The following is a 22,770-nucleotide window of genomic DNA, read 5'->3' on the forward strand; positions in this document are numbered from 1 at the left end:
GGGTTCCGGCCCTTGTGAGGCAAAAGTCATATCGACTTTCCGCGGCTGTCGCGCTCGCCCGTCGTCGCCGAAGGGTCGATCGCCGCCGATGGGTCCGCCGGAACAATCATGCGGAAAACCGAGCCTTTTCCTTCGTCGCTCTCGATGGTGAGAGATCCCCCATGATCCTCCGCAACGCGCTTGGCGACCGGCAGACCGAGCCCGGTTCCTCTCAGCCCCTTGGTCGTATTGAACGGTTCGATGATCCACGGCTGCTTGGCCTTGGCGATGCCCGGCCCGTTGTCGATCACCTCGAGCGTCGCCCACAGCGCGCCGGATTGATTCGCGGACGGCGCGGTCTTCGAATCCGGCGGCACCTGACCCGGCGACGCGACAAGGTATCCAGCCCGCACCGTCACCACCCCTCTTTGAGGCTCGACCGCCTCCACCGCGTTGGTCAGAAGATTCAGCATCGCCTGGTGCATCAGCCCCGGATCGATTGCGATTGGCGGCATCTCCGGATCAATATCCACAATGATCGCGACTTCCTTCGCCTCCGCCGCGCCTTTGAGCAGCTCCAGGCAGTCATCCACGAGCTGCTGAACCTTGGTGAGCTCCACTTCCGGCTTCCGATGCCGCGAATACGCCAGCATGTTGCTCGTCAGGCTGCTGATGCGATCGAGATTGCGCTTGAAAATGTCCCAGCCGCCCTTGGCGATCTTGAGATCGTCTTTCTTCAGCCCGAGTTCGACGACGTCCGCGCCGCCGCGGATCCCCTGAAGAATGTTCTTGATCGAGTGCGAAAGACTCGCGACCGTCTCACCGACCGCCGCCAGCCGCTCGGTCCGCAGCCGGCGTGCATAACCCTCCGCGTTCGCGAGCGCCAGCCCCGTGTGCTGGCCGACCGCGTTCATCAGCGCGAGCTGCTCGGCCGTGAACGTGTAGTTCGCCAATGTGCTGTCGATGTAGATTGCGCCGAAGGTCGTTCCCCGAAAACTGATCGGCGCGCAGATCGCCGAGCGCACGTGCATCCGCTGCACGCTGTCGCCCGCCTGAAACCGCGGATCGTTCATCGCGTTGCTCGACAAGACGCCCTCGCCCTTCTTCACGACATGCTGCAGGATCGTCCGCGGCACATGAATCTTCGCGTCTTCTTCGTTCGCCGGCGCCGTTCGATACTTCACCACCGCCGGCCGCGATTTGTCGATCTCGCCCGACTTGGTCAGCACGATGAACCCGCGCTCCGGTTTGAACTCCCTGAACACCATCTCCATCACCGACTTGAGCAGCTCCGTCCGGTCGGTCAACTGGCTCGTCAGGCTCGTCAACTGGTAAATGACGCGCAGGTGCGTCGCCGCCGCCGCGCGCGGCTCCGGCTCCGCCATCACCAGCGACTCTTCGTTCGCGTCCACGACCGACTTCGGACTCAGCACGTCGCCCGCCAGCGTGTGCTCGATCGACGCCTCCACCTGTCCCGGCTTGGCGAGCTTCACGATCTCGGGGTCGTTGGTTTCCGTGAACCCGAAGACCATCAGCGTCGCGCCGACGCGGATCTGATCGCCGGGTCGCAACCGCACCCGGTCCTTGATCCGCTCCGCGTTGACGTACGTGCCGTTCTGCGATTGCAGATCGCGGATGAACCACGCGCCGGTATCCGGCGTCATTTCCGCGTGCCGCCGGCTCACCGTCGTATCGGTGAGCGGCAGCGCCTCGCCCGATCGCCCGATCAACTGCGGCTCGTGATCGGGCAACTGGAACGTGCGCCCTTTGTCCGGCCCCTGGATGACGGTCAGGATCAGCACACATCAAGTGTACGAATCACCTCTGAATCGGATGCCTACGCGATCACGCGGTGCATCGCGCACTTCTGAGGGAGGGGGCAGGGGGTGGGCGCATGAATCACTCGAACTTTCAATCGCGCAAGCTCGCGCGTTTCCGAAGCCCCTTCCCTGAGGGAAGGGGTTGGGGGAAGGGAGGATCGATCTCGCAGCTGCAGAATCAGTTCTTCTGTCGAGCAACCACTCGCGGCTCCAAGCGAGTGGTGAAATCCCGAAAACCGTGATGCAGCAAATCAGCCGCTTTCGAACGCGCTTTCTCACCGCGAAGCGGTGCACGGTAAGTAGCCGGGGGTTGCCGCGCAGCGGCACCCCCGGTATCCGATGCCGAAACTCTCCGCACCCCGGAGGGGTGCAGGACGCCTCGCCGTCCACCGAACGCGCCGCATTCACTCCGTCACCAGCGAACTCTCCCAGCGCGCAAAGACGCCCCGCGGCCCCCAGCGACCCAGGCGATTCTGCTGCTCGAGAAAATCCGCGAGGTGCGCGATCGCCGCGCTGATCGCCGCGAACCGCCGGCGCGCTCCGTCTTTGGTTCCGCGAAGCGGCTCCTCGAAATACGCGACCACCGCACCGTTGCGGCCAAAGAAGGCCCGGAGCCGCTCGACCGTTTCACCATCCCACGCCGCGAATTTTTCGAAGACGCCTGGCTCATCCTCGATCGCTTCTTCTTCGTGATTGATCACAAGACTGCCCGTGCCCGGCCGCGCGATCATCTTCCAGTCTTCGACGCGCGAGATCGAACCAGTCTGCGAATTGCGTTTGCGGATCATGGTGACGTTCTCCTTGTGAGGGGGAAACGCTCCCCGGTCAAACAAGTAAGCGTCCCGCGCTTGAATCGCGGGTGACTCCAACTTGAATGCCCTTTCACAAGGCGGCAGCGCAGCGCCCTTCGCGACAATCCGTGCGCACGAAAACCCGCTCATCCCGTGCCACAACTCGTGGCTTTACACGAGTGGTGAAATCCTGACTCGAGAACCCTCTACTTCATGGAGGGGCAGGGGGATGAATCTCGACGCGCTCTCTGGAATACGGATCTCGTCGCGCCCCGGATGGTCTCGATGCGATCCGTTCCGCGATTCTGGATTTGTTCACCGCGAAGCGGTGCACGAATCAACACGCGGCATGGCGTTGTGGCGCGACAGATTCCAGCGTGTCCTCACCGTTCTCCTCGCCGCGAAGCGGTGCATGGATCGACACGCGGCATGGCGTTGTGGTGCGACAGATCCCAGTGTGTCCTCACCGTCTCCTCACCGCGAAGCGGTGCATGGTGAGTAGCCAGGGGGTGGGGGTTGCCGCGCCAGCGGCACCCTCGGTGAGCGTCGTCCGAAATCCCGCACGCTTTCAGAGGATTATGCAGCAAACCCTCGTCGCAGCAGGATTCGTACGGCGTTGATCACAAGTTTTCCGGCGAGGATCGCATTCTCTCTTCTCTCTTCTCCGCGCAACTCCGCCAACTCCGCCCCTCCGCGTTCTCTTTGCATCTCCCGCGCTGGTACGCTCTCACTATGGACCGCTCCCACATCGCCAACTACCTCGCCCAGGCCGACGAACTCAAGGCCTGGGTTTCGGGCCTCACCCGCGATCAGCTCAACGCCCATCCCGTGCCCGGCACATGGAGCGTGCAGCAGTGCGTCTTCCACACGCTCGACAGCGATCTCGTCGCGGGCGACCGCATGCGCCGCATCGTCGCGATGGACAATCCGCTCCTGATGGGGTACGACGAGTCGCGCTTCGCCGCGCTGCTCTGCTACGACAAGCGCGACGTCTCCAAGGCCTGCGAGCTCTTCGCGATGCACCGCCGCTTCATGGGCGAACTGCTCGCCTGCCTCCCGAGCGACGCCTTCGCGCGCACCGGCATCCACTCCGAACGCGGCAAAATCTCCCTCGGCGCCCTGGTCCAGGATTACGTCGAACACGTCCTCCATCACCGCAAGTTCGTCATGGAAAAACGCGCCGCCCTCGGCAAGCCGATGACGAAGGGATAAGACAGCAGAACCGCAGACCTGCAGAGCACGATGAGCCCGCGCAATTCCCGTTTGAACTCGCGCTCGTTTTATCATCGTTTGCCGCTTTGCCGCTTTGCCGCTTTGCCGCTTTGCCGCTTTGCCGCTTTGCCGCTTTGCCGCTTTGCCGCTTTGCCGCTTTGCCGCTTTGCCGCTTTGCCGCTTTGCCGCTTTGCCGCTTTGCCGCTTTGCCGCTTTGCCGCTTTGCCGCTTTGCCCCTCTGCCCCTCTGCCGTTATCCCGCGTTGCGAACCAACTCCATTCCACGTCTTCACCGCGAAGCGGTGCACGGTGAGTAGCCGGGGCGGGGTGGGGTTGCCGCGCAGCGGCACCCCCGGTTTCCGAACCTCAAAATCTCCGCACCCCGAAGGGGTGCAGGAAATCTTCTCTTCTTTACCGCGTCGCCCCAGCGGCTCGCCCACCCCTAACCACGGATGCAGCAAGCGAGTCTTCGAGCGCCGCGCAACCCGTGGAAGACGTTCCGCCTCACCCACCCGCCCCGGCAGGGGCGGAGGTGTGTCGCAACGGGTGGAGCGCAACCCGTTGAGAGGCAGAGCGCGAGCCGCGAAAAACATTCCCCGATCCATCGCACTCCGAAGGAGTGCAGGAAGCTCTCCGAACGCATCGACACCTACTCACATCGCACACTTCGCCCGTCGCCAGGGCCCACCCACGAAATCTCTTCGTGCCTCCCATCCGCAGGGCAGGTCCGCCAGTTCAATCAGCGTCGGATCGCGCACGACCATCTCCTCGAGCGCAACCACACACGCATCCTTTTCTGTCATCGGCTCATCATCCAGCATCACCCACGTGCCGTCTTCGTCGTCGTGTTCCACATAGAGCACGGGCCGCCCGCTAAAGACAATCCGGCGCAGCGAGATCGTCGCGACATTGCGCGGATCTTCAAACGGCCAATCTTCGCCTGTCTCGGGCGGCGGCATGCCGTCAGAATATCGATGTCCGCCGCAGGATTGCTCCCCCCGGCATAGCCTCCCGCACCTTCCCGATCACCGAAAGAGAATTCTGGATTCGGCTCGAGTTCCGCGTGTGCGCTGAATTCGCCGGTCTACCTGAACGGCGCTTTCTGTGGTGCGATGGGTTCGAGCCGGAGGTGTACGAATTCGACGGCCCACCCCCACATCAAATCCGCGGGCGTGTTTTCATCGAGGGAAGCGAGCGAAACGACTGGCGATTCGCGTTGCTCGTGCCCGCCGCGGCAGTGGGTCGGGTGACTGGCGGAAGGGGAGTGGGGGGCGTGGGTGGAATGGGGGGAGTGGGAGATGTAAGAGCCCAGCCTCGGGCATGGACCGGCGCCGACATGCGGCACGATTCACCGAGAGAAATCGATTGGGATTCGCTGCTCCCGGCGGACGACAGGACGTGCTGGATGTGGTTCGATGAGCGCACGCGGGAGATCGAACTCGATCCCGCGGCAGCGCGGCGGGAGCGGTGAGGATTGGGGCAAAAGGGCGGTGACGCACAGGCACACCGGAGGAACCGACGTCCGTGGCACGCGTGTTGGGTGACTTTCGAGGCGTGGCCGAGGCGAGATCGATGCCACCCGCCGATCATCGAATCCAAAAGTGTGCATGCTCCAGCCCGAAAAACTATCCAGTTCGCCCGCTTGCCTCGTCACTCTCTTCGTCAAGAGCCTTGGCGCTCGGAAGCGATTTGGGTTCGCCCGCGACGACTTCTATTCGCGCTCCATGGTCCTTCTCGAGCGAGTTTTTCAGGTCAACAACTCGCTCGACTTGGGCCATAATTCCTGGATTGGCTTCCAAGAGCTTTGCGAGCTTGAGATTCCTAGCCAATTCGGAGTCACCAGGAGCGATGGCATCGATCACGTCGCAAAACGCCAAAGCACTCTTTTGTCGCGCATGATCTGTTTCGGCGGCGATCGCCGCAGCCTTCTCTTGCTTTATCTCGGCGTCGGCTTGAGCTTCGCTGACTTTGGCGTCGAGATAGTCATCCAGTAGATCTTCGCCGCGGTACAAAAAAGGAACCAGCCATTGCAAGAATGCATTCCAGCGACTTCTTTCGCGACGCACGGATGGTTTATTCGGTACTCCCTCGTATCGCTGAATCGCAGAATCCGAGTCAGTGTTGTCAGGCGTTGTCATGCGACCACTCCCTGACACTGCCGGACGTCTGCCAGCTGAAAATTAATGCCGGACCCGCCAACCATTCGGTACAGCGTTGAGAGCTCCGCCAAGAATTCTGCAATGTGTTCGGGCTCGGCTTTGCCGGGTTGAATGAGCACTGCCAACGGAGCAATATTGCCGCCATTAGTACGATCGATAATCCGCTCCGTCTTGTAGCCATCCTGCAAGAACTGGTGCTCAGGTTCGGTTAAAGTGATTCTCAAGACGTTCTCGACGCCAATCAAGACAGCAGCCTCGTTCGATGACGACATCCGATTGTAAAGCATCGCGCCATCGGTTTCAGACACTTGCCGAATTTCAAACAATGCCGTCGGAACACCTTCCGCCTTTTTTGTTCGGCGTTGACGTATATCACCAAACCATGACGCGTCAATGAAATACATCCATACTGTATTTGTACTCCTCAGGCATTGGGCAACAATGACGGAGGTGCCGTCACGTAGCCATTGATCGACTTCGTTTGCCGAAACATTAAACCAAGGACGATTGTCCAGACGAGAAGTGGTGACCCTGAATGTAAAAGAGACTGGCCGATCGTCCAAGACCGTCTTGTAAGAATCGCCACTTACCTGCTTGAGCGTTCCGGGCTCGCTTGCTTGCTTGAGTCGATCTAGCAGAATCGCTTTCAAAGCTCTTGGTGCCTCGCCGGAACTGTGCCCGCAACCCTTGCGGGTCACTTCAATTCGAGGCGCGACTACTGCTGACTTGGAGGGCCGCTGCAGTGCTCGCTTGAGAATCGCAATGTCGTCAGAACCCATACCCAAACTCCAAATTCAAGCTTGACCCCGACTCGCCTTGAACGGTCTCAAATAATAGTCGGCTCCACAATATGACTTGACGAAGCTGCGCGACGACGGGATGGCCAGTGAAACAGGCTTCGAATGAGACGGAATCCAATGCCTGTTATTGGCAAGCCCCTGATTAGCTTTCCGTTTAGTGCTTTGTGAATGCCAAGACGACCTCGCGACGCATGCGCCCGTCGATCGAAGCCGATCCGGCACGCTTCTTCGGCGGCGGCAGATATCGGCGGTTTGCAGGGAGTGCCCGGGTTCGTCGCTCGTGAAGTACGAGACCGTGACGTTCTGCAACCGCTTTGACAATCTCGGAATTTCGAATGAACGTCCCTCGGACCGTCGAATCGCCGACCACGTAGACGGCCCTGCCGCGCTTCTTTAACACACGCGACACCTCTGCGAGTGCGCCGCCCATGTCGAACACGTATCTAGCCAGAATCCCATGATCCCGTGGCGACAGCTTTTTTGCCAAACCAAGCTGTTTGATGAGCGCCCTCACCCACGGCGTTTCCGTTGCCTTTTCGGAGGACGATTCGGCGCCGATGCTCTCGCCACGAATCTTTCGAAGGTGATCCACGTTGTAGCCCATCCACACAAGGGAAAACTTGCTGCATCGCATGTAATCGATCGCATTCAGGTACGGTGGCGAAGTCAGGACAAGGTCAATCGATTTCGACTCAATGGGAAGATTCCGTGCGTCTCCATGCCTGGCGTTTGCTACCGGTCCTACGACATCTTTCCCTTTCTGCGGGCAGTTGGACACCACCATTTGGACAGCTGAAAGGAATCGATTGAATGGCTTAACGGGCGCGTGGTCGAATTCCTTATGCGGCCTGCTGTGGGAAAGATCCATCGCCAACGAGGCGCCGGCGCTCTTGGTGATGATGAGCCGCGAGAATCCGCACCATAGGGCATCGCGAGTTGCGTCGTCCCGAACGCGGGCGACAGCAGTAGCCAATGCTGCCAATTGCCTGCGAGAATAATCGTCGAACCAGTAGCGGATGAACTCACGGGTATCGATATCGCTTCCCGCTGGATAAGCCTGCCCGGTCGAGAGCGTCCGAAATGTGGTGGCGGCGCGGTCGAGAACCTCGGCTGCCTTGTCGTTTATCTCATCTGCATCCACGGTCCGTGTCCATACGCCAGCGAGCAAAACTGCAAGTGGATCAAGGTCGACGCCGATCGCGTGGTGGCCATTTGCGCGCGCGACCGCAAGCACAGTTCCGGAACCGGCCATCGGATCGAGCACGCGGAGTTGATCCATGTCCTCGCCAAGGGCTTCGAGTGCGATTCCCGGGGCCATTCGAGCGGGAAATGGGTGGATAGGGTTCCGCCCGAGGGTCTCGAAAATGGTTTTGTGGTGAGATTTCAGCATGGCTATCGCTGTGGCCGGCACTTTACGGTGCTACTGGTTCTGAACAAAGTGAACAGTTCCCGTGTTCTTGTAGAACACACGGGCTCTCCCCTTCCCGTTGTGGAAAATCTTGACGTGGTGGACAGCTGTTGGGAATCGTTGAACCTCCAACTGGGGCCGACCAATAAAGCCTTTGGCACGATAGATGGCGTTCTGATCGGCGCTGGTACCGTAGTTCTCGATCGAGCTCGCCTTGTGGATCGCGAGGCTCTGCCCAGCCTTCGCGACTTCCGCTCGCAGGTATTCGATCAGAAAGCCGGGAACGCCGCCGTTGGTAGCTGTCGCCAGGGCTTCCAGTGTTTCGATACTCCTGGGATCGCGCTCCGCGATTTCATCTAACGCTGGCACGTCAGCGCAGTCGAATTGGGCGAATGACATTTCTCCTCGATTAAAATCCACCGTGCTGCGATCGATGCTTGAGGAGGCCGCGATGGCAATTCGATCATCGCCGATCCATACGGGAGAACCGGTACCTCTCTGGATCGATTCAAGAGCAAGCCGATGGAATGCAAAGCAACGCTGCCAATCGTTGTAAAGCCCGTCGGGGATTGTCAATTCGAATTGTGACAGATAGCCGCCCCTGGCTCCGAACATCCGTGCTCGCTGGATATATGTGTCCTGCTGGAGCTTCGTCTTGACGTCCCGCGTAAAGAACATGGATAGGAGGTTTGGAAACGTTACGCCGCGAGAAACGATATTGCCGCCGATAATAATTGTGAACGGACATGTCGGAACGGTGGGATTGCTTCCGGTGGAGTTGCGTTGCGTCTTGCTGTTCAGAACTACGAACGCGTTGCGAGATGCATTCACGACCACGTATTTGGTCAATGAGTCGGGATCGTCAGCGGGAAAGAGCCCCTGTGCCTCGGCATGCAACATGCCGACGAACGCTTCGAACTTCTTGCCAGAGCGGCTGACCAAGACGTTCATCGTGGTTTCGATCGTCGATCGGTCGGTTGCATGGTCGTCCGTCTTGCCGCTCGTGTGGACCAAGAAGCTGTAGTTCCCTTCATCCTTGCCAGCAGCAATAGATCCCAGATTCAAATGCGCAACCGTGATGCAGAACCGAGCCAAAGCCCGGCGAGCATCATCTGGCCCTCCCGGACCCTCAAGTCGAGTCAGGCGGTAGCGGACATTTGCGTTTTGCGGAAAGAATACATCCTGTCCCGTATATGTCGGATGCGGCCTGAATCGAACCCAGCTCTCCGTCTTGTTGTTGAAAGTATTGTTGAGGTTGAGTCTCGCCGGGGTTGCCGTGACGCCGATGTAAACGCCGTTGCTCCCCAAGAGCTGCCCAACCAGTTTGTTGATTTTCGTTTGTTCTGCCTGATTGATTTTGGCGTTCGGTGTCGCGTAGTCTGCCTCGTCGTCAATCACGACCACAGGTCGAGACTGGGCAATTGCAGGAATTAGCTTGGCCAAGTCCCGTGCATTTTTCTTGCAGAACAGGACGGCGTTGTGTCCGGCCGCAACCGGGGCATTCGCAAGGTCGGATGCATTTCGCGGGGAAGGGGCTAGTCCCGCCAGCTTGAATCTGTCAAGATTCTGTGAAAGAAGATCCACGCTGTCGGTGACGAGGTGGATGATCGTGTGGTGCCCGTCATCTAGAAGCCGCGCGGTGAGGCAGATCATGAGCTCTGTTTTGCCGCTCTGAGGGTCGCCGTATATCACCAAGGAGTTGCCAACGGCACCCGGCAATTTTCCCATCACCCCGCTAACCGCCTCTTCGATCATCGCGGTTGTGTTGCCAGCTTTCTGAATTCTCGCGAGCTGCCGCGCGTATTGATTAGGAAGGGTAGCGCCGGCAAGAATCGCTTCTAGATTTACTCTGTTCGCCATTGTGTGATGCTCCCCGCTGGCAGAATGTTGCGTGCCCCGACTGGAAACAGATTATGCAAGGGTTGGCCGCATTGCAATTTGGCGGGTGGCCCTGACCTTTGTTGTTGGCCCAACTTCGAAACGAACCCACGCTCGTGGCACTGATCGCGGCTTTGAGCGATCAGTGTGTCTTTGCTGCCTCTCATCCTTCAATCCGGCTTCCTCAACTACTCCTCCACCTTGACAATCCGATCCACAATCGGGTCATACTTTACGATTGGGTCCTCTGCCCGATTCTCCGGTGTCAGCCGCACCTCTTTCTTCAGTCGGCGGCCGAGGCTTTCCATGAAGTCGAGCAACCCATAGAAGCGGTTCACGGTGAGTTCGCGCGGGTCGATGTCGCACTCGATGTTCTCGGGTCCGAAGAAGTGAGCATTGAGGATTAGGCCGTCGATGTTTACGGACAACGACCATCCGACCTCGCCGCTGCTCATGAATACGGGCTCGGGCGGTTCCGGGATTGCCGCGGGTTGATCTTCGATGCGGAGCGCGTAGTCGATCGTCCTGCGATCGCGCACCAGCCGCAGCATCTCTTTCCAATCCTCGACCGTCGAATCGAGGACATAGAGATCGCGCCAACTGCCGTCGATCTCGAACACCTCGGGTACATCTTCCGGGCGGAGCATGGGAGAGAATAGAGGAGACTTGGCGCTTGGCATCGGCGGAAGACGGGCCCCGCCGTGCCACGGATCGCGCCGCGATCAGCACATCTCTCGCTCACTCCCAACACCTCAGTCCCGCGGCAAAATCTCCCGCGTCATACGCTCCGCCCGCCATCCGCCATCCGCCATCCGCCATCCGCCATCCGCCATCCGCCATCCGCCATCCGCCATCCGCCATCCGCCATCCGCCATCCGCCATCCGCCATCCGCTCACCCCGTTCCATACATCCTGTCCCCCGCATCCCCGAGCCCCGGCGTGATGTATCCCTTCTCCGTCAATTCGCGATCCAGCGCCGCCGTGTACACCATCACATCCGGATGATCCTTCAACAGCCGCCGCACGCCCTCCGGCGCCGCGACCAGACAGATCATCCGCAGGTCTTTCGCTCCCGCCTCGCGCAGCATCGTGATCGCCGCCGATGCCGAACCCCCCGTCGCCAGCATCGGATCGACAAGCAAGACCGGCCCCGCCTCCAGATCCCGCGGCAACTTGTTCAGGTACGCCACCGGCTCCAGCGTCTCGTGATCGCGCGCGATCCCCAAATGTCCCACCCGCGCCTCGGGCATCACGTACAAAATCCCTTCGATCATCCCGAGCCCCGAGCGCAGGATCGGAACAACCGTGATGTTCGCGCTCAGCCGCCGCGCCTCGGTCATCTCCAGTGGCGTCTTCACCCGCACGCTCGAGACCGGCAAACTCCGCGTCACCTCGAACACCATCAGCCCCGCGATCTGCGCGAGCAGCCCCCGAAAAGACCGATGCCCCGTCGCCTCGTCGCGGATCCACGACATCTTGTGCTGGATGAGCGGATGGTCGAACTCGACCAGATTCGGGAACTGCGGGTGCGACTTGGGCATGCCTGAGCATACGAACTAGCCGGGCCGCACTTCGGTAGCATCTTGCCCCATGCAGGCGCTCATCGTGTACAACCCGCATTCCGGAATGACGCGCGCCGCGAGATTCGCGGACGAGCTGCAAGCAGCCTTGAAATCACGCGCCGTCGAATCGCGTGCCGTGGAAGTCGGCGAATCGCTCGACCTCCGCGGCGAACTTGGCGACTGCCGCGCCCTCGTCATCATGGGGGGCGACGGCACCGTCAACCGCGCCCTCGAAACCTGCGCGCAGCTCGGCGTCGCCATCTACCACTTCCCCTGCGGCAATCAAAACCTCTTCGCCCGCGCCTGCGGTCACACCCGCGACGTCGAATTCGCGGCAGCGCTCGTTGCCGGCGGAAAAACCGCGACTCTGGATGTCGGCGCCGTCGCGAGCGTCGACCATCTCGACAAAGCACGCCGCTTCTCTTTGATGGTCTCATTCGGTCCCGATGCGTCCGTCATCGAGCGCTTGTGCAGCGCGCCGCGCCGCGCCCGCGGCCACCTCGCCTATCTCGGCCCCGTGCTCGCCGAAGCGTTCGACGCGATCGTTCACCCCGCGCCTCAGCCGTTGCGTGTCTGGGTCGATGGCAAGAAAATCGCAGATGATGCCGGATGGCTCATCGTCGCCGCGAACACTCCCTACGCGCTCGGGCTCGACCCCTGCGCACTCGGCGAGACCCCCAAGCCCGGCGATGGCCTTCTCGATGTGCGTTTTTTCCCACTCCGCTCGCGACTCGGCGTATTCAAGTGGATGGCGCGCTGCACGTTCAAGACCGCCGCGCAACACCCCGCCCTTGTCTGCTGCCGCGGCAAAGCCGTCGTCGTCGAAGGCGGGGGGGCTTGGCAACTCGATGGCGATGCCGGCGGTCGGCTCAATTCCGGCGAAAAACTCCGCCTTGAATGCCTAGATAGTCCTATAACCTATTTTGTTCGGTAATAAATAGGTTTTTAATTGTATTTGGTACGCGAAAATGGTAGACTGAGCGGGTTTGGGCGGGCGGTCTGATACGATGAAGGTTCTGATCGAGCCCGCAGCGCGCCAGACCCAAGTGGTTCCGCGGCGCGTATCTGATGCGGGCGGGTTTGTCAGGGACGGCATGGAAGACCGTGGAAAAACTCAGCTCCCGTCAAGCCCTCCGGCCGCAGGGGGGAAGGGTTCGCTGCGCATCGACCTCGCCGATTCGACCGGCCGCCTTTCCGACAGCGCGAGCCGTTGGCTGCTCGACCGGCTTTCCGAAGCGCTCCCCGAAGCCTGCCGGCGCGAAAAGGCCCGCACCGCCGGAAAAGTGCGTGGCGGCGAGGTTCGGGTGCGGGTGATCGGCGACGAAGAAATGGCCAAGATGCACGAGGAGTACGCGGGGGTCGAAGGCACCACCGACGTGCTCACCTTCGACATGTCGGTCGATGAGGGCGAAGGCGCGCCTGATCTTGATGTCGATGTGCTCGTCTGTCTCGACGAGGCGCTGCGCCAGGGCGCGAAGCGCGGCCACGAGCATCACCCCGAGCACGAGTTGTTGCTCTACGCGCTGCACGGCGTTCTGCACTGCCTTGGGCATGACGATCACGATGACGCTGCCTATCGCGCGATGCACCGCGCTGAGGATGACATACTCAGCGCCATCGGAGTCGGACCGATCTTCGCGCGCGACGCGCTGAGCGAAGGAGGCGCGCGATGAGCCACCTTCTTTCTTCCGGCGCATGGCTCTTCGTCGCGATCGTCTCGCTGCTGGCGACCGGCGTCTTCGGCGCGATCTTCCATTCGCTTCGCGATCTCTCGCGCTCCGCGCTCGAAGAGATCCTCAAGCATCGCGTGGATCACAAGCGCGCCAGCCGCGTGCGCCGGATCATCGATGACCCGGACGGGCATGCCGCGGCGGTGGCGCTCGCGCGCGTGGTGTTCTCCATCATCTCCGCCACCGGATGCCTGATGTGGATTGTCGAACAGACATCGGCGCCCGGGACTTCGGTTTCGGTGCAGTGGGTGTGGGCGATCGGCGGCATCGCGGTGACGTGCATCACCATCTGGCTCGCGGGAACGGTGATCCCGCAGAGCGTGGCGCGCCATCTCGCCGAGCCGACGATCTACGGGTTCGCTTCGCTCGTGCGTGCGATGTACATGGTGACCGCGCCGCTGCGCCTGCTCGTTCGCGGCATCGACGGCGCGGTTCGGATACTCGCGGGCAAGGAAGAAGTGGGGGATGTCGAGGCGATCCAGGCGGAACTTCTCGACGTGGTGGCGGAAGCGAAGGAAGAGGGGCAGCTCGACGAGACCGAGCAGCAGATGATCCGCGCGGTGGTGCGCTTCCGCGACACCACGGTGCGCGCGATCATGACGCCGCGCACCGAGATGGAAGTGCTGGAATTGACGAACGATCTCGGGTCGATCACGTCGATGATCCGCGAGGGCGGGCACAGCCGGATCCCCGTGTACGAAGAATCGATCGATCGCATCATCGGCGTCTTCTACATCAAGGACCTGCTGCGCTGGCTGGCGGGAGTCGGCGGCAGCCGCGGCGGGAAGACGTTCAATCTGCGCTCGCAGTTGCGCCCGGCGATCTTTGTTCCGGAATCGAAGACGATCCGCGAACTTTTGGACGAGATGCTCGAGAAGCGCGTGCACATCGCGATCGTGCTCGATGAGTACGGCGGCACGGCGGGGGTCGTGACGCTCGAAGACATCGTCGAGGAATTCTTCGGCGACGTGCAGGACGAGTACGAGAAACCGGAAGATGCGCCGGGCGCGAAGACCGACGAGGTGCGGCGGGTCGCGGAGCTCGATGCGCGCTCGTACATCTCGGATGCGAACGAGGCGCTCGAGCCGCTGGGGCTCGCGCTTCCCGAGAGCGAGGACTACTCGACCGTGGGCGGCTACTTGACGGTCGCGCTCGGGCGGATTCCGCAAACGGGCGAGCGGTTCGAACTGCCGGCGGGGCGTGCGACGATGCAGGTGAGCGTGCTCGAAGCGGAGCCGACGCGGCTGGTGCGGGTGCGCATCGAGGTCGCGAAGCCGACGGAGAGCCCGATCGCGATTGCCGAACCGGCGCCGAAAACGATCGCGGCGCCGGAAACATTGGGCTTCGCGCCGGCGCAGAGGTGAGGATTGGAAGAGGTTCCTTGACAAGGGTGCGTGCGCGAACGATTCGCGGAAGATGTGAGAACCCCCTCAGTCATCGCTTCGCTGAGCCTGCGCGATGACACCTCCCCCGTTGGCAACGGGGGAGGACTGCGGAACGTGCGCGTCAGCAAAGCGCAGCATGCTTGAGAACCCTCTCCGTCATCGCTTCGCCGAGCCTGCGCGATGACACCTCCCGGCGGCCGTCGAGGACTGCGGCCGAAAAACGCGGTGAAGAGATGGATTCCGCCTCAGCCCGCGATTGCGCGGGCGGCTTCGTCGAGGAGTTCGTTCGCGGCTGCCGCGGTGGGCGCTTCGGCGATGAGGCGCATGATCGGTTCGGTGTTGCTGCCTCGCACATGGAGCCAGGCGCGTTTGGATTCGAGATCGACGCGCACGCCGTCCTGGAGATCAAGCCGTTCTTTCGCGAAGTGCTTCGCGACTTTGTCCGCGGCGGACTTGGCCTGCGCGGTGTCTGTGAGATCGACCTTGCGCTTGACGATCGAGTAAGCGGGGATGCTGTCGGCGATAACCGAGAGCGGCTTGTCGAGCATCCTGATGAGGCCGATGGTGAGCGCGATGGCGCTGAGCGAATCGCGGACGTAGGTGACGCGGGGCCAGATGACTCCGCCGTTGCCTTCGCCCCCGACGATCGACTGAGTCTTCTTCATCGCGGTGACGACGTTTGCCTCGCCGACGGCGGTGCGCAGGACCGTGCAGCCGTACCTGGCGGCGATGTCGTCGATCATGCGGCTGGTCGAGAGGTTCGCGGCGAGCGTGCGCCCCTGCGTCTTTTCGCCGGCGCGCTTCATCGATTCGAGGATCGCGAGCGTGCCGAGAACGAGCGTGAACTCTTCGCCGATGTAGCGTCCCTTGTCGTCGATGAGCGCGAGGCGATCGGCGTCGGGGTCCTGCGCGAAGCCCGCGGCGCATTCGTTCTGGCGCACGGCGTCGCAGAGGCCGCCGGGCGTCGAGAGGTTTTCGAGGGTGGGCTCGGGCGGGTGGGGGAAGATGCCGCTGGTCTGGTTCCCGAGATGGCAGAACTCATCGACTCCGAGCGCTTCGAGCAGTTGCTGGCAACCCTGGACGCCGGAGGCGTTGACGGAATCGGCGGCGAACTTGAGACCCTCACCGAGCGCGGGCGCATCGTCGGTGAGGCCGACTTCTTCGATGGCCTGCAGGACGCGGGCGACATGGTGCGCGTCGGCTTCGGTGTCGGCGCTGGCGGAACCGATCGAGTCCCATTCGACAAACGAGGGCGTGCCGGCACGGAAGCGCTCGACGATCTTGCTCGCGATCGCGGCTTCGGGCGCGCAGGCGGCGGAGCCGAAACCGTCGCGGTTGTCGGCGAGCAGGCACTTCATTCCATTCCACTGCTGCGGGTTGTGGCTGGCGGTGAGGACCATGCCGGCGACCGGGGCCTTGGACTTGCCGGCGAGCGCATCGGTCGCGATGGCGACGGTGGGGGTCATGGCGACGCCGACATCGACCACATTGACACCGGCGCCGGTCAAGCCGGCGAGCGCGGCGTGATGGAGCATGGCGTTGCCGGCGCGGCCGTCGCGCCCGAGCACGACGGTGGGCTGTGCGCCGGGCGAGCGCTCGCGGAGAAAGGCGCCGAAGCATGCGGCGAATCGTGCGGCGACCTCGGGCGTGAGCGAGTGACCCACGATGCCGCGGAGGCCGGAGACGGAAAGCATGAGCGGCGCGTTGGGATTGGTCATGGCGGGTGCGTCGAAGTGGGCGAAAGTCGGAATCGTTGCGGCGGGCGGGTGCTGGGAAGCGCAATTTCCGAACCAAACGCGCTGCAAACGAAACATTCATGTTCCGAAAACCACGAGGGTAGGGTTCGGAGGCACGCCGTGGTTGTCGATCTCATTCGGGATCGGAACCGGTGATTTTGGCCCTGCCGGTCGTTTTCAGGGCGGCGCGGGCGGCTCGGGCATCGCACGGGAGAGGATGTTCCATCTAGGATCGCGGATGTACGAGATCACGGTTCAAACCGAATTCTGCGCGGGGCATTCGCTGGTCATCGGGGGTCAGCGGGAGAAACTGCACGGGCACAACTGGAAGGTGAAGGCGGTGATCGCGGGCGGTTCGCTCGACGAGGACGGGTTGCTCTGCGATTTTCACACCTGCGAGGAAGTGCTGCACGACATCTGCGAGCCGTTTCAGAATGAAAACCTGGACGACCGCGAGCCGTTTGCGAAGGGGCTGAATCCGTCGGCGGAGCACGTTGCGCGGTACATCGCGACGGAGATGGCGTCGCGTCTGGACGAGGCGCTCAAGCCGCACGCGCACGTCGCGAGTGTGAGCGTGACGGAAGCGCCGGGGTGCATCGCGACGTACCGGGTGGAGAAAACGTGACACAGGCCGAGTCGAACTTTGTGAAGCCCGATTCCGTTGTTTCGAACGGGGCGACGCCGCCTTTATCGATCTCGGGTACGCCGGAGAGCAGCGAGCCGACGTGGGAAGGCCCGCGGTTCTTCAATCGCGACCTCTCGTGGCTCGAGTTCAATCGGCGGGTGCTGCGGCAGGCGGCGGATCAGCGGGTGCCGCTGCTGGACCGGATGAAGTTCCTTGCGATCTTCACGAGCAACCTCGACGAGTTTTTCATGAAGCGCGTGGGCCTGCTGCGCCGGCTGATGCAGAGCGAGCCGGATTCGCTGAGCCATGACGGGATGACGCCCCGGCAGCAACTGGTGGCGATCCGCGCCGTGGTGAACGAGCTGGTTGCGGAACAGGGTCAGATCTACACAACGGATGTCCTGCCGGCGCTGACGGCGGCGGACATCCACATCATCAGCTACAAGGATCTGCCGGCGCGCGACAAGCGGTATGTGGATGAGTGGTATCGCGCGCACATCTTCGCGTCGCTGACGCCGCTCGCGGTCGATTCGGGGCACAAGTTTCCATTTATCTCGAACTTGTCGGACAACATCAGCGTGCTGACGTCGCCTCCGCCCCGGGTTGGTCATCAGGCGGCGCTGCACGGGATTGAGGACGATGAGCCGCGGTTTGCGCGGGTGAAGATTCCGGTGGGCGCGGGCGTGCGACGGTTTATTCCGATCCCGACGCGGCCGGGGGCGCGGGCCGGGAAGCGGGTGGACAGATTCGTGCCGCTGCTTGAAGTGATCAGCCACAACCTGGGAGACTTGTTTCCGGGGGTTCGGATCCTGGAGCAGGCGGCGTTCCGTGTGACGCGTTCGGCGGGCGTGCAGCGCGACGACATGATCGAGATGGGCACAGGTTCGCTCATGCGTTCGGTGGAAGAGGACCTGAAGCAGCGCCGGTTTGCGCGGGCGGTGCGGCTGGAACTCGATTCGCGGGCGAGCCAGGACCTGCGGCAGTGGCTGCTGGACAAACTGAGTCTTGTGCCGCAGGACGTGTACGAGCATCCTGCGATCGACTTTGCATCGCTGTTCGAGATCGCGGAGGTGGATCGGCCGGACCTGAAGGAGCGGCCGTACCGGCCGGTGGTTCCGGCGCGGTTCGCGATGTCGATGAAGGGGGGCGCTCCCGGCGCCTTGAGCGCGCTGAGCGCGCCGGGGATCGCGGCGAGCGCCTCGGCGGCGGCGAACTTCTTCGCGTCGATCCGCAAGCAGGACGTGCTGGTGCACCATCCGTACGAGAGCTTCAAGCACTCGGTGGAGCGGTTTATTGCCGCGGCGGCGGGCGACCCGGACGTGGTGGCGATCAAGCAGACGCTCTATCGAACGACGCCGGATTCACCGTTTGTGGAGAACCTGATCCGCGCTGCGGAAAGCGGGAAGCAGGTGGCGTGCCTCGTCGAGCTGCGGGCGCGGTTTGATGAGGGGCGCAACGTGCGGTTTGCGAGGCAGCTCGAAAAGGCGGGCGTGCACGTCGCGTATGGTGTTGCGGGGCTGAAGACGCACTGCAAGACGTCGCTGGTGGTGCGTCATGAGCGGACGGGGCTGCGCTGCTATGCGCACCTCGGCACGGGAAACTATCACCCGAAGACGGCGCAGCTCTACACCGACGTGGGGTTGTTCACGTGCGACCCGGAGATCACGGGCGACCTGGTCACGCTTTTCAATTACCTGACCGGGATTTCGGCGCCGCAGAACTACTCGCACTTGCTTGTCGCGCCGTTCACGATGCGGCAGCGGTTCAACTACCTGATCGATCGCGAGATGGAGTTTGCGCGGCGCGGGCAGCCCTGCGGCATCACGGCGAAGATCAATGCGATGGAAGACCGCGAGGTCGCGGAGAAGCTGTACAAGGCATCGCAGGCGGGCGTGCCGATCACTTTGATCGTGCGCGGGTTCTGCTGCCTGCGGCCGGGCGTGCCGGGCTTGTCTGAGAACATCAAGGTCGTGAGCGTGATCGGGCGGTTCCTCGAGCACTCGCGCATCTTCCACTTCCAGAGCGGAGTGGCGGATCCATTGGACGGCGAGTGGCTGATCAGCAGCGCCGACTGGATGTACCGGAACCTCTCGAACCGCGTGGAGGTTGCGGTGCCGATCCGCGATCGGGATGCGCGGCGGAAGCTGAATCGGATCTTTGAGGTTGCGCTGCTCGATCAGCGGAACGCGTGGGACCTGCAGCCGGACGGGACGTACGTGCAGCGCCGGGCAAACGAGGACGCGGAGCCGGATTCGCCGCAGGCATCGGGCACGTTCAATACGTTGATGTGGGAAGCGGGGGGGCAGTAGGAGATGGCGGATGTGGGATGGCGGATGGGAAGAGGAGAAGAGGGGAACAGGTGAAGAGGTGAGCGGGAAGGCGAATGGGGGATGTCAGATCGAGAATCTCAAATCTCAAATCTCAAATCTCAAATCTCAAATCTCAAATCGCAGATCGCAGATCGCAAATGGCAAATGGCGGATAGCGGACGGCGGATTGCGGATTGGAAGAGGTGAACAGGTGAAGAGGGGAACAGGTGAAGAGGTGAGTGGGTGATGGGGTGAGGAGGCTCGACAAGGCTGGTGCACCGGAGTGCGGGGATATGCAACAATGCGCCCGCACGAGGCGGAGCATCACCCGATATGGCCAAACGAGTCCGCGATACCAAGCCGGTTGAGTACAGAATCCGGAGGCTCCGCGCATCGGACTACGAGGCGCTGGTGGCGCTGCAGCACCGGTGCTTTCCGGGGATGATCCCGTGGAAGCGAGAACAGATCGAGAGCCAGCTCAGGCTCTTCCCCGAGGGGCAGATCGTTCTGCAGGCGGGCAAGAAGATCATCGGGAGTTCGTCGAGCCTGATCGTGTCGTTCGATCACTACAGCGCGTGGTCGGATTGGAAAGAGATCACCGATCACGGCATGATCCGCAACCACGATCCGAAGGGCGACACGCTCTACGGCATGGAGATCATGATCGATCCGGAGTTTCGCGGGCTGAAACTCTCGCGGCGGCTGTACGACGCGCGGAAGGATCTCGTGCGCGAGCTCAACCTTCGGCGCATCATCATCGGCGGGCGCATCCCCGGGTACGGCAAGCACACGCACCGGATGACGGCGGAGCAGTATGTCGAGCGCGTGCGGCGGAAACAACTGGTGGACCCGGTGCTGACGCCCCAGATGTCCAACGGCTTTGTCCTGCGCGGGCTGCTCCCGAACTATCTGCCGAGCGATCTCGAATCGGCGGGGTACGCGACGTTTCTCGAGTGGACCAATCCGGCGTTCAAGGCGCCCGATGCGGAATACTCGCACCGCAAGGCGCAGGTGCGGCTGTGCCTTGTTCAGTATCTGATGAGGCGGGTGAAGTCGTTCGCGGAGTTCGAGGCGATCGTCGCGAACTTTGTGGATCTCGCGTCGGACTATCGCTCGGACTTCGTGCTCTTTCCAGAGCTGTTCAGCACGCAGCTTCTCTCGATTCTTCCGGCGCAGCGGCCGGGGGCCGGGGCGCGCCGGCTGGCAGGGTTCTTCCCAAAGCTCCGCGAGATGTTCACGCGGCTGGCGGTGCGGCACAACGTCAACATCATCGACGGCTCGCACTTCCGGATCGACGGCGAGCATCTGTACAACGTCGTGAGCCTGTACCGGCGGAACGGCACGGCGTCGCACCAGAAGAAGATCCACATCACGCCGCACGAACGGAAGTGGTGGGGCGTGACGCCGGGCGAGGGGCCGCTGGCGGTGTTCGACACGGATCGGGGCAAGATCGGCGTCCTGATCTGCTACGACGTGGAGTTTCCGGAGTTGTCGCGGATCCTGGCTTCGAAGGGCGCGAACATTTTGTTTGTGCCGTTCAACACCGACGAGCGGTATGGGTATCTGCGGGTGCGGCACTGTGCGCAGGCGCGGGCGATCGAGAACCAGGTGTACGTGGCGATCGCGGGGTGCGCCGGGCTGCTGGCGGGCGTGGCGAACGCGGACCTGCATTACTCGCAGCTCGGCATTTTCACGCCGTCGGACTTTCCGTTTGCGCGCGACGCGGTGGCGTCGGAGAGCATGCCGAACATCGAGACGGTGATCGTGCACGATGTGGACGTGGAACTGCTCCGGCGCAACCGCGTCGAGGGTACGGTGAGGCCGTTTTCGGATCGGCGATCCGATCTGTATTCGATCATGTCGAAGTCGATGGAGAGGCACGAGGAGATCTGACGCATGTCAACGCAGCCCGCGGCGAGCCCGCCGATCAGGACGATCCTTGTTCCGACGGGTTTTTCGGACTTGTCGAAGCATGCCGCGAGGTATGCAAGGGCGATCGCGCCGGTGTTCGGGGCGAGCGTGATCGTCGTGCACGCGGCGGAGCTTCCGCCACCGGCGGCGGAAACCGCGGCGATGATCCCCGCGACGGCGCCGGCGCCGGACATGGCGGCGCTGCTCGAGAGCGCGCGGAACGGAGTCGATGTCTTTGTGAGAGAGAACCTTGAGGGCGTCGAGGTTCGGACGATCGTGACGGTCGGTTCGCCGGATCATGAGATCGTGCAGGCGGCGGTCCGCGAGGGCGCGGACCTGATCGTGATGGGGACGCACGCGCAGGGCGTGCTGAAGCGGCTGGTGTTCGGATCGATCAGCAAGTCGGTGGTGGAGTCGGCCCCGTGCCCGGTGCTGCTGGTGCCGCTGAGAGGGTGAGGGGGGGATGGGGATTGCGGATTTCGAATCTCAAATCTCAAATCTCAAATCTCAAATCGCGGATCGCGGATCGCGCGGAGCGGGGCTCTACTTTGAGAATGCGCGGAGGTCGCTCCAGGCGTACGCGGTTTGGGGGTATTGCTTTGTGCCGAGGGTGAGCGGGCTATTGGCGACCGGTGTGCCGCCGAGTGATTTGTAGAAGGCGATGGCGGGCGCGTTGTCGCTGAGCACCCAGAGGACGAGCGAGCTGTGGCCGAGGGCGCGGGCGGCGCGGGCGTATTCAGAAAAGAGAGCGCGGCCGATGCCGCTGCGGTGCAGGTCGTGGGCGACGTGGATGCCGAAGAGTTCGAAGGGGTAGCGCGTGACGACTTCGGGCGGGACTGTGTCGCCCGAGGCGGACTTGGCGCGGGTGGGGCCGCCGCGGACCATGCCGAGGATCGGGTTGGTGCGTGCGGGCGTTTCGCGAATGGTGGTTTCGCGACGGGGGGTTTCGCGGGGGTGTTCGCGCGGCAGGAGTTCGGCGACGAAGAAGGGCATGCCGGGCGCGGCGTGATTGCCGGCGGCGTCGAAATGCTTGGCGTGGTAACCGGCGATTCCTTCGGGCGTGAGCTGCGCGAGGAAGGCGTCGTCGAGAAGTCCCTTGTACGCGTGCATCCAGCAGGCGTGCTGCATCGCGCCGACGCCGGGCATGTCGGCGGGGATTGCGGGGCGGATGTGGAAGGACGTGGGCACGGGTTCAGAATAGCGCAGTGGAAACTCTATTGAAGATTTCGGTGCTTTTGAGCTGCCGCGAGCCGCTTGCCCCTCCGTCATCGCTCCGCGAAGCCTTCGCGATGACACCTCCGGGCAACGGGCGAGGACTCCGATGAGAGAGAGCGGGTTCAGGTGCAATTCGCCGTTGTGGATGCGAACACCGGCCGCGGCGTATTTCGTAGGCTGGAGGCGTGGCCGGGATGCTTTTCATGATCGCGGGTTGGGCGTTGCTTATCGGTGGCGCGTTTGTAGCGTGG

Annotated in this window: 20 protein-coding genes; 9 read left to right on the forward strand and 11 right to left on the reverse strand. The window is 62.4% G+C overall.

The window, feature by feature from the left end:
• Positions 1 to 26: 26 nt before the first annotated feature.
• Positions 27 to 1,781, reverse strand: coding sequence for an FHA domain-containing protein (locus KF691_01800; protein MBX3388170.1), 1,755 nt, complete (start codon positions 1,779 to 1,781; stop codon positions 27 to 29).
• 422 nt (positions 1,782 to 2,203) lie between these two features.
• Entirely contained in the window at positions 2,204 to 2,587 is a 384-nt protein-coding gene (locus tag KF691_01805; GenBank protein MBX3388171.1) for a hypothetical protein, read from the reverse strand.
• A 735-nt stretch (positions 2,588 to 3,322) separates the two neighbouring features.
• On the opposite strand from KF691_01805, the gene KF691_01810 reads away from it, so the two are divergent.
• The gene (locus tag KF691_01810) at positions 3,323 to 3,802 is read left to right on the forward strand and encodes a DinB family protein (GenBank protein ID MBX3388172.1); all 480 of its coding nucleotides are present in this window, start codon (positions 3,323 to 3,325) and stop codon (positions 3,800 to 3,802) included.
• A gap of 652 nt (positions 3,803 to 4,454) precedes the next feature.
• Here KF691_01810 and KF691_01815 read toward each other — a convergent pair.
• A complete protein-coding gene (locus tag KF691_01815) occupies positions 4,455 to 4,760 on the reverse strand; it encodes a hypothetical protein (GenBank protein MBX3388173.1) in 306 nt (101 codons plus the stop codon).
• A gap of 314 nt (positions 4,761 to 5,074) precedes the next feature.
• Between KF691_01815 and KF691_01820 the strand changes: the two genes are divergently transcribed.
• Positions 5,075 to 5,272, forward strand: a complete 198-nt coding sequence (locus tag KF691_01820; GenBank protein MBX3388174.1) for a hypothetical protein — start codon at positions 5,075 to 5,077, stop codon at positions 5,270 to 5,272.
• Between the two features lie 154 nt (positions 5,273 to 5,426).
• Here KF691_01820 and KF691_01825 read toward each other — a convergent pair whose 3' ends face one another.
• From KF691_01825 to upp, 6 genes are all read right to left on the reverse strand, one after another.
• Positions 5,427 to 5,939, reverse strand: a complete 513-nt coding sequence (locus KF691_01825) for a hypothetical protein (GenBank protein MBX3388175.1) — start codon at positions 5,937 to 5,939, stop codon at positions 5,427 to 5,429.
• Positions 5,936 to 6,739 (reverse strand): hypothetical protein, encoded by an 804-nt coding sequence (locus KF691_01830; GenBank protein ID MBX3388176.1) that lies wholly within the window; start codon positions 6,737 to 6,739, stop codon positions 5,936 to 5,938. Before KF691_01830 ends, KF691_01825 begins: the two co-directional genes overlap by 4 nt.
• A 175-nt stretch (positions 6,740 to 6,914) precedes the next feature.
• Complete coding sequence (locus tag KF691_01835) at positions 6,915 to 8,039, reverse strand: hypothetical protein (GenBank protein MBX3388177.1); 1,125 nt, start codon at positions 8,037 to 8,039, stop codon at positions 6,915 to 6,917.
• A gap of 141 nt (positions 8,040 to 8,180) precedes the next feature.
• Positions 8,181 to 10,028 (reverse strand): hypothetical protein, encoded by a 1,848-nt coding sequence (locus KF691_01840; GenBank protein ID MBX3388178.1) that lies wholly within the window; start codon positions 10,026 to 10,028, stop codon positions 8,181 to 8,183.
• A gap of 206 nt (positions 10,029 to 10,234) precedes the next feature.
• Positions 10,235 to 10,693 (reverse strand): hypothetical protein, encoded by a 459-nt coding sequence (locus KF691_01845; GenBank protein MBX3388179.1) that lies wholly within the window; start codon positions 10,691 to 10,693, stop codon positions 10,235 to 10,237.
• 246 nt (positions 10,694 to 10,939) lie between these two features.
• A complete protein-coding gene (gene upp, locus KF691_01850; GenBank protein MBX3388180.1) occupies positions 10,940 to 11,587 on the reverse strand; it encodes a uracil phosphoribosyltransferase in 648 nt (215 codons plus the stop codon).
• Positions 11,588 to 11,636: 49 nt separating this feature from the next.
• Here upp and KF691_01855 point away from each other — a divergent pair, with 49 nt between their 5' ends.
• The 3 genes from KF691_01855 (at position 11,637) to KF691_01865 (ending at position 14,702) form a co-directional block, all read left to right on the forward strand.
• On the forward strand, positions 11,637 to 12,542 hold the full coding sequence (locus tag KF691_01855; protein MBX3388181.1) for a hypothetical protein: 906 nt from the start codon (positions 11,637 to 11,639) through the stop codon (positions 12,540 to 12,542).
• Between the two features lie 73 nt (positions 12,543 to 12,615).
• Positions 12,616 to 13,281, forward strand: a complete 666-nt coding sequence (gene ybeY, locus KF691_01860) for an rRNA maturation RNase YbeY (protein MBX3388182.1) — start codon at positions 12,616 to 12,618, stop codon at positions 13,279 to 13,281.
• A complete protein-coding gene (locus tag KF691_01865) occupies positions 13,278 to 14,702 on the forward strand; it encodes an HlyC/CorC family transporter (protein MBX3388183.1) in 1,425 nt (474 codons plus the stop codon). The genes ybeY and KF691_01865 overlap by 4 nt, the downstream gene beginning before the upstream one ends.
• Before the next feature lie 266 nt (positions 14,703 to 14,968).
• On the opposite strand, the gene KF691_01870 is transcribed toward KF691_01865, so the two are convergent.
• Entirely contained in the window at positions 14,969 to 16,441 is a 1,473-nt protein-coding gene (locus KF691_01870) for a hypothetical protein (protein ID MBX3388184.1), read from the reverse strand.
• Here KF691_01870 and KF691_01875 point away from each other — a divergent pair.
• The 4 genes from KF691_01875 to KF691_01890 all read left to right on the forward strand — a co-directional run bounded on the left by KF691_01875 (position 16,416) and on the right by KF691_01890 (position 21,760).
• Positions 16,416 to 17,084 carry a 6-carboxytetrahydropterin synthase gene (locus tag KF691_01875; protein MBX3388185.1) on the forward strand — a complete coding sequence of 223 codons (669 nt, stop codon included), beginning with the start codon at positions 16,416 to 16,418 and terminating at the stop codon, positions 17,082 to 17,084. The two genes, KF691_01870 and KF691_01875, sit on opposite strands and share 26 nt — an antisense overlap.
• Positions 17,081 to 19,393: a polyphosphate kinase 1 gene (ppk1, locus tag KF691_01880; protein ID MBX3388186.1), complete on the forward strand. Its 2,313-nt coding sequence runs from the start codon at positions 17,081 to 17,083 to the stop codon at positions 19,391 to 19,393. The genes KF691_01875 and ppk1 overlap by 4 nt, the downstream gene beginning before the upstream one ends.
• A 333-nt stretch (positions 19,394 to 19,726) precedes the next feature.
• The gene (locus KF691_01885; protein ID MBX3388187.1) at positions 19,727 to 21,286 is read left to right on the forward strand and encodes a GNAT family N-acetyltransferase; all 1,560 of its coding nucleotides are present in this window, start codon (positions 19,727 to 19,729) and stop codon (positions 21,284 to 21,286) included.
• A 3-nt stretch (positions 21,287 to 21,289) separates the two neighbouring features.
• The gene (locus KF691_01890) at positions 21,290 to 21,760 is read left to right on the forward strand and encodes a universal stress protein (GenBank protein ID MBX3388188.1); all 471 of its coding nucleotides are present in this window, start codon (positions 21,290 to 21,292) and stop codon (positions 21,758 to 21,760) included.
• Between the two features lie 87 nt (positions 21,761 to 21,847).
• Here the strand turns inward: KF691_01890 and KF691_01895 are convergent, their stop codons facing one another.
• Complete coding sequence (locus KF691_01895; GenBank protein MBX3388189.1) at positions 21,848 to 22,492, reverse strand: GNAT family N-acetyltransferase; 645 nt, start codon at positions 22,490 to 22,492, stop codon at positions 21,848 to 21,850.
• Between the last annotated feature and the right edge of the window lie 278 nt (positions 22,493 to 22,770).

It is taken from the genome of Phycisphaeraceae bacterium, from assembly GCA_019636555.1.
GTDB lineage: Bacteria > Planctomycetota > Phycisphaerae > Phycisphaerales > UBA1924 > JAFEBO01.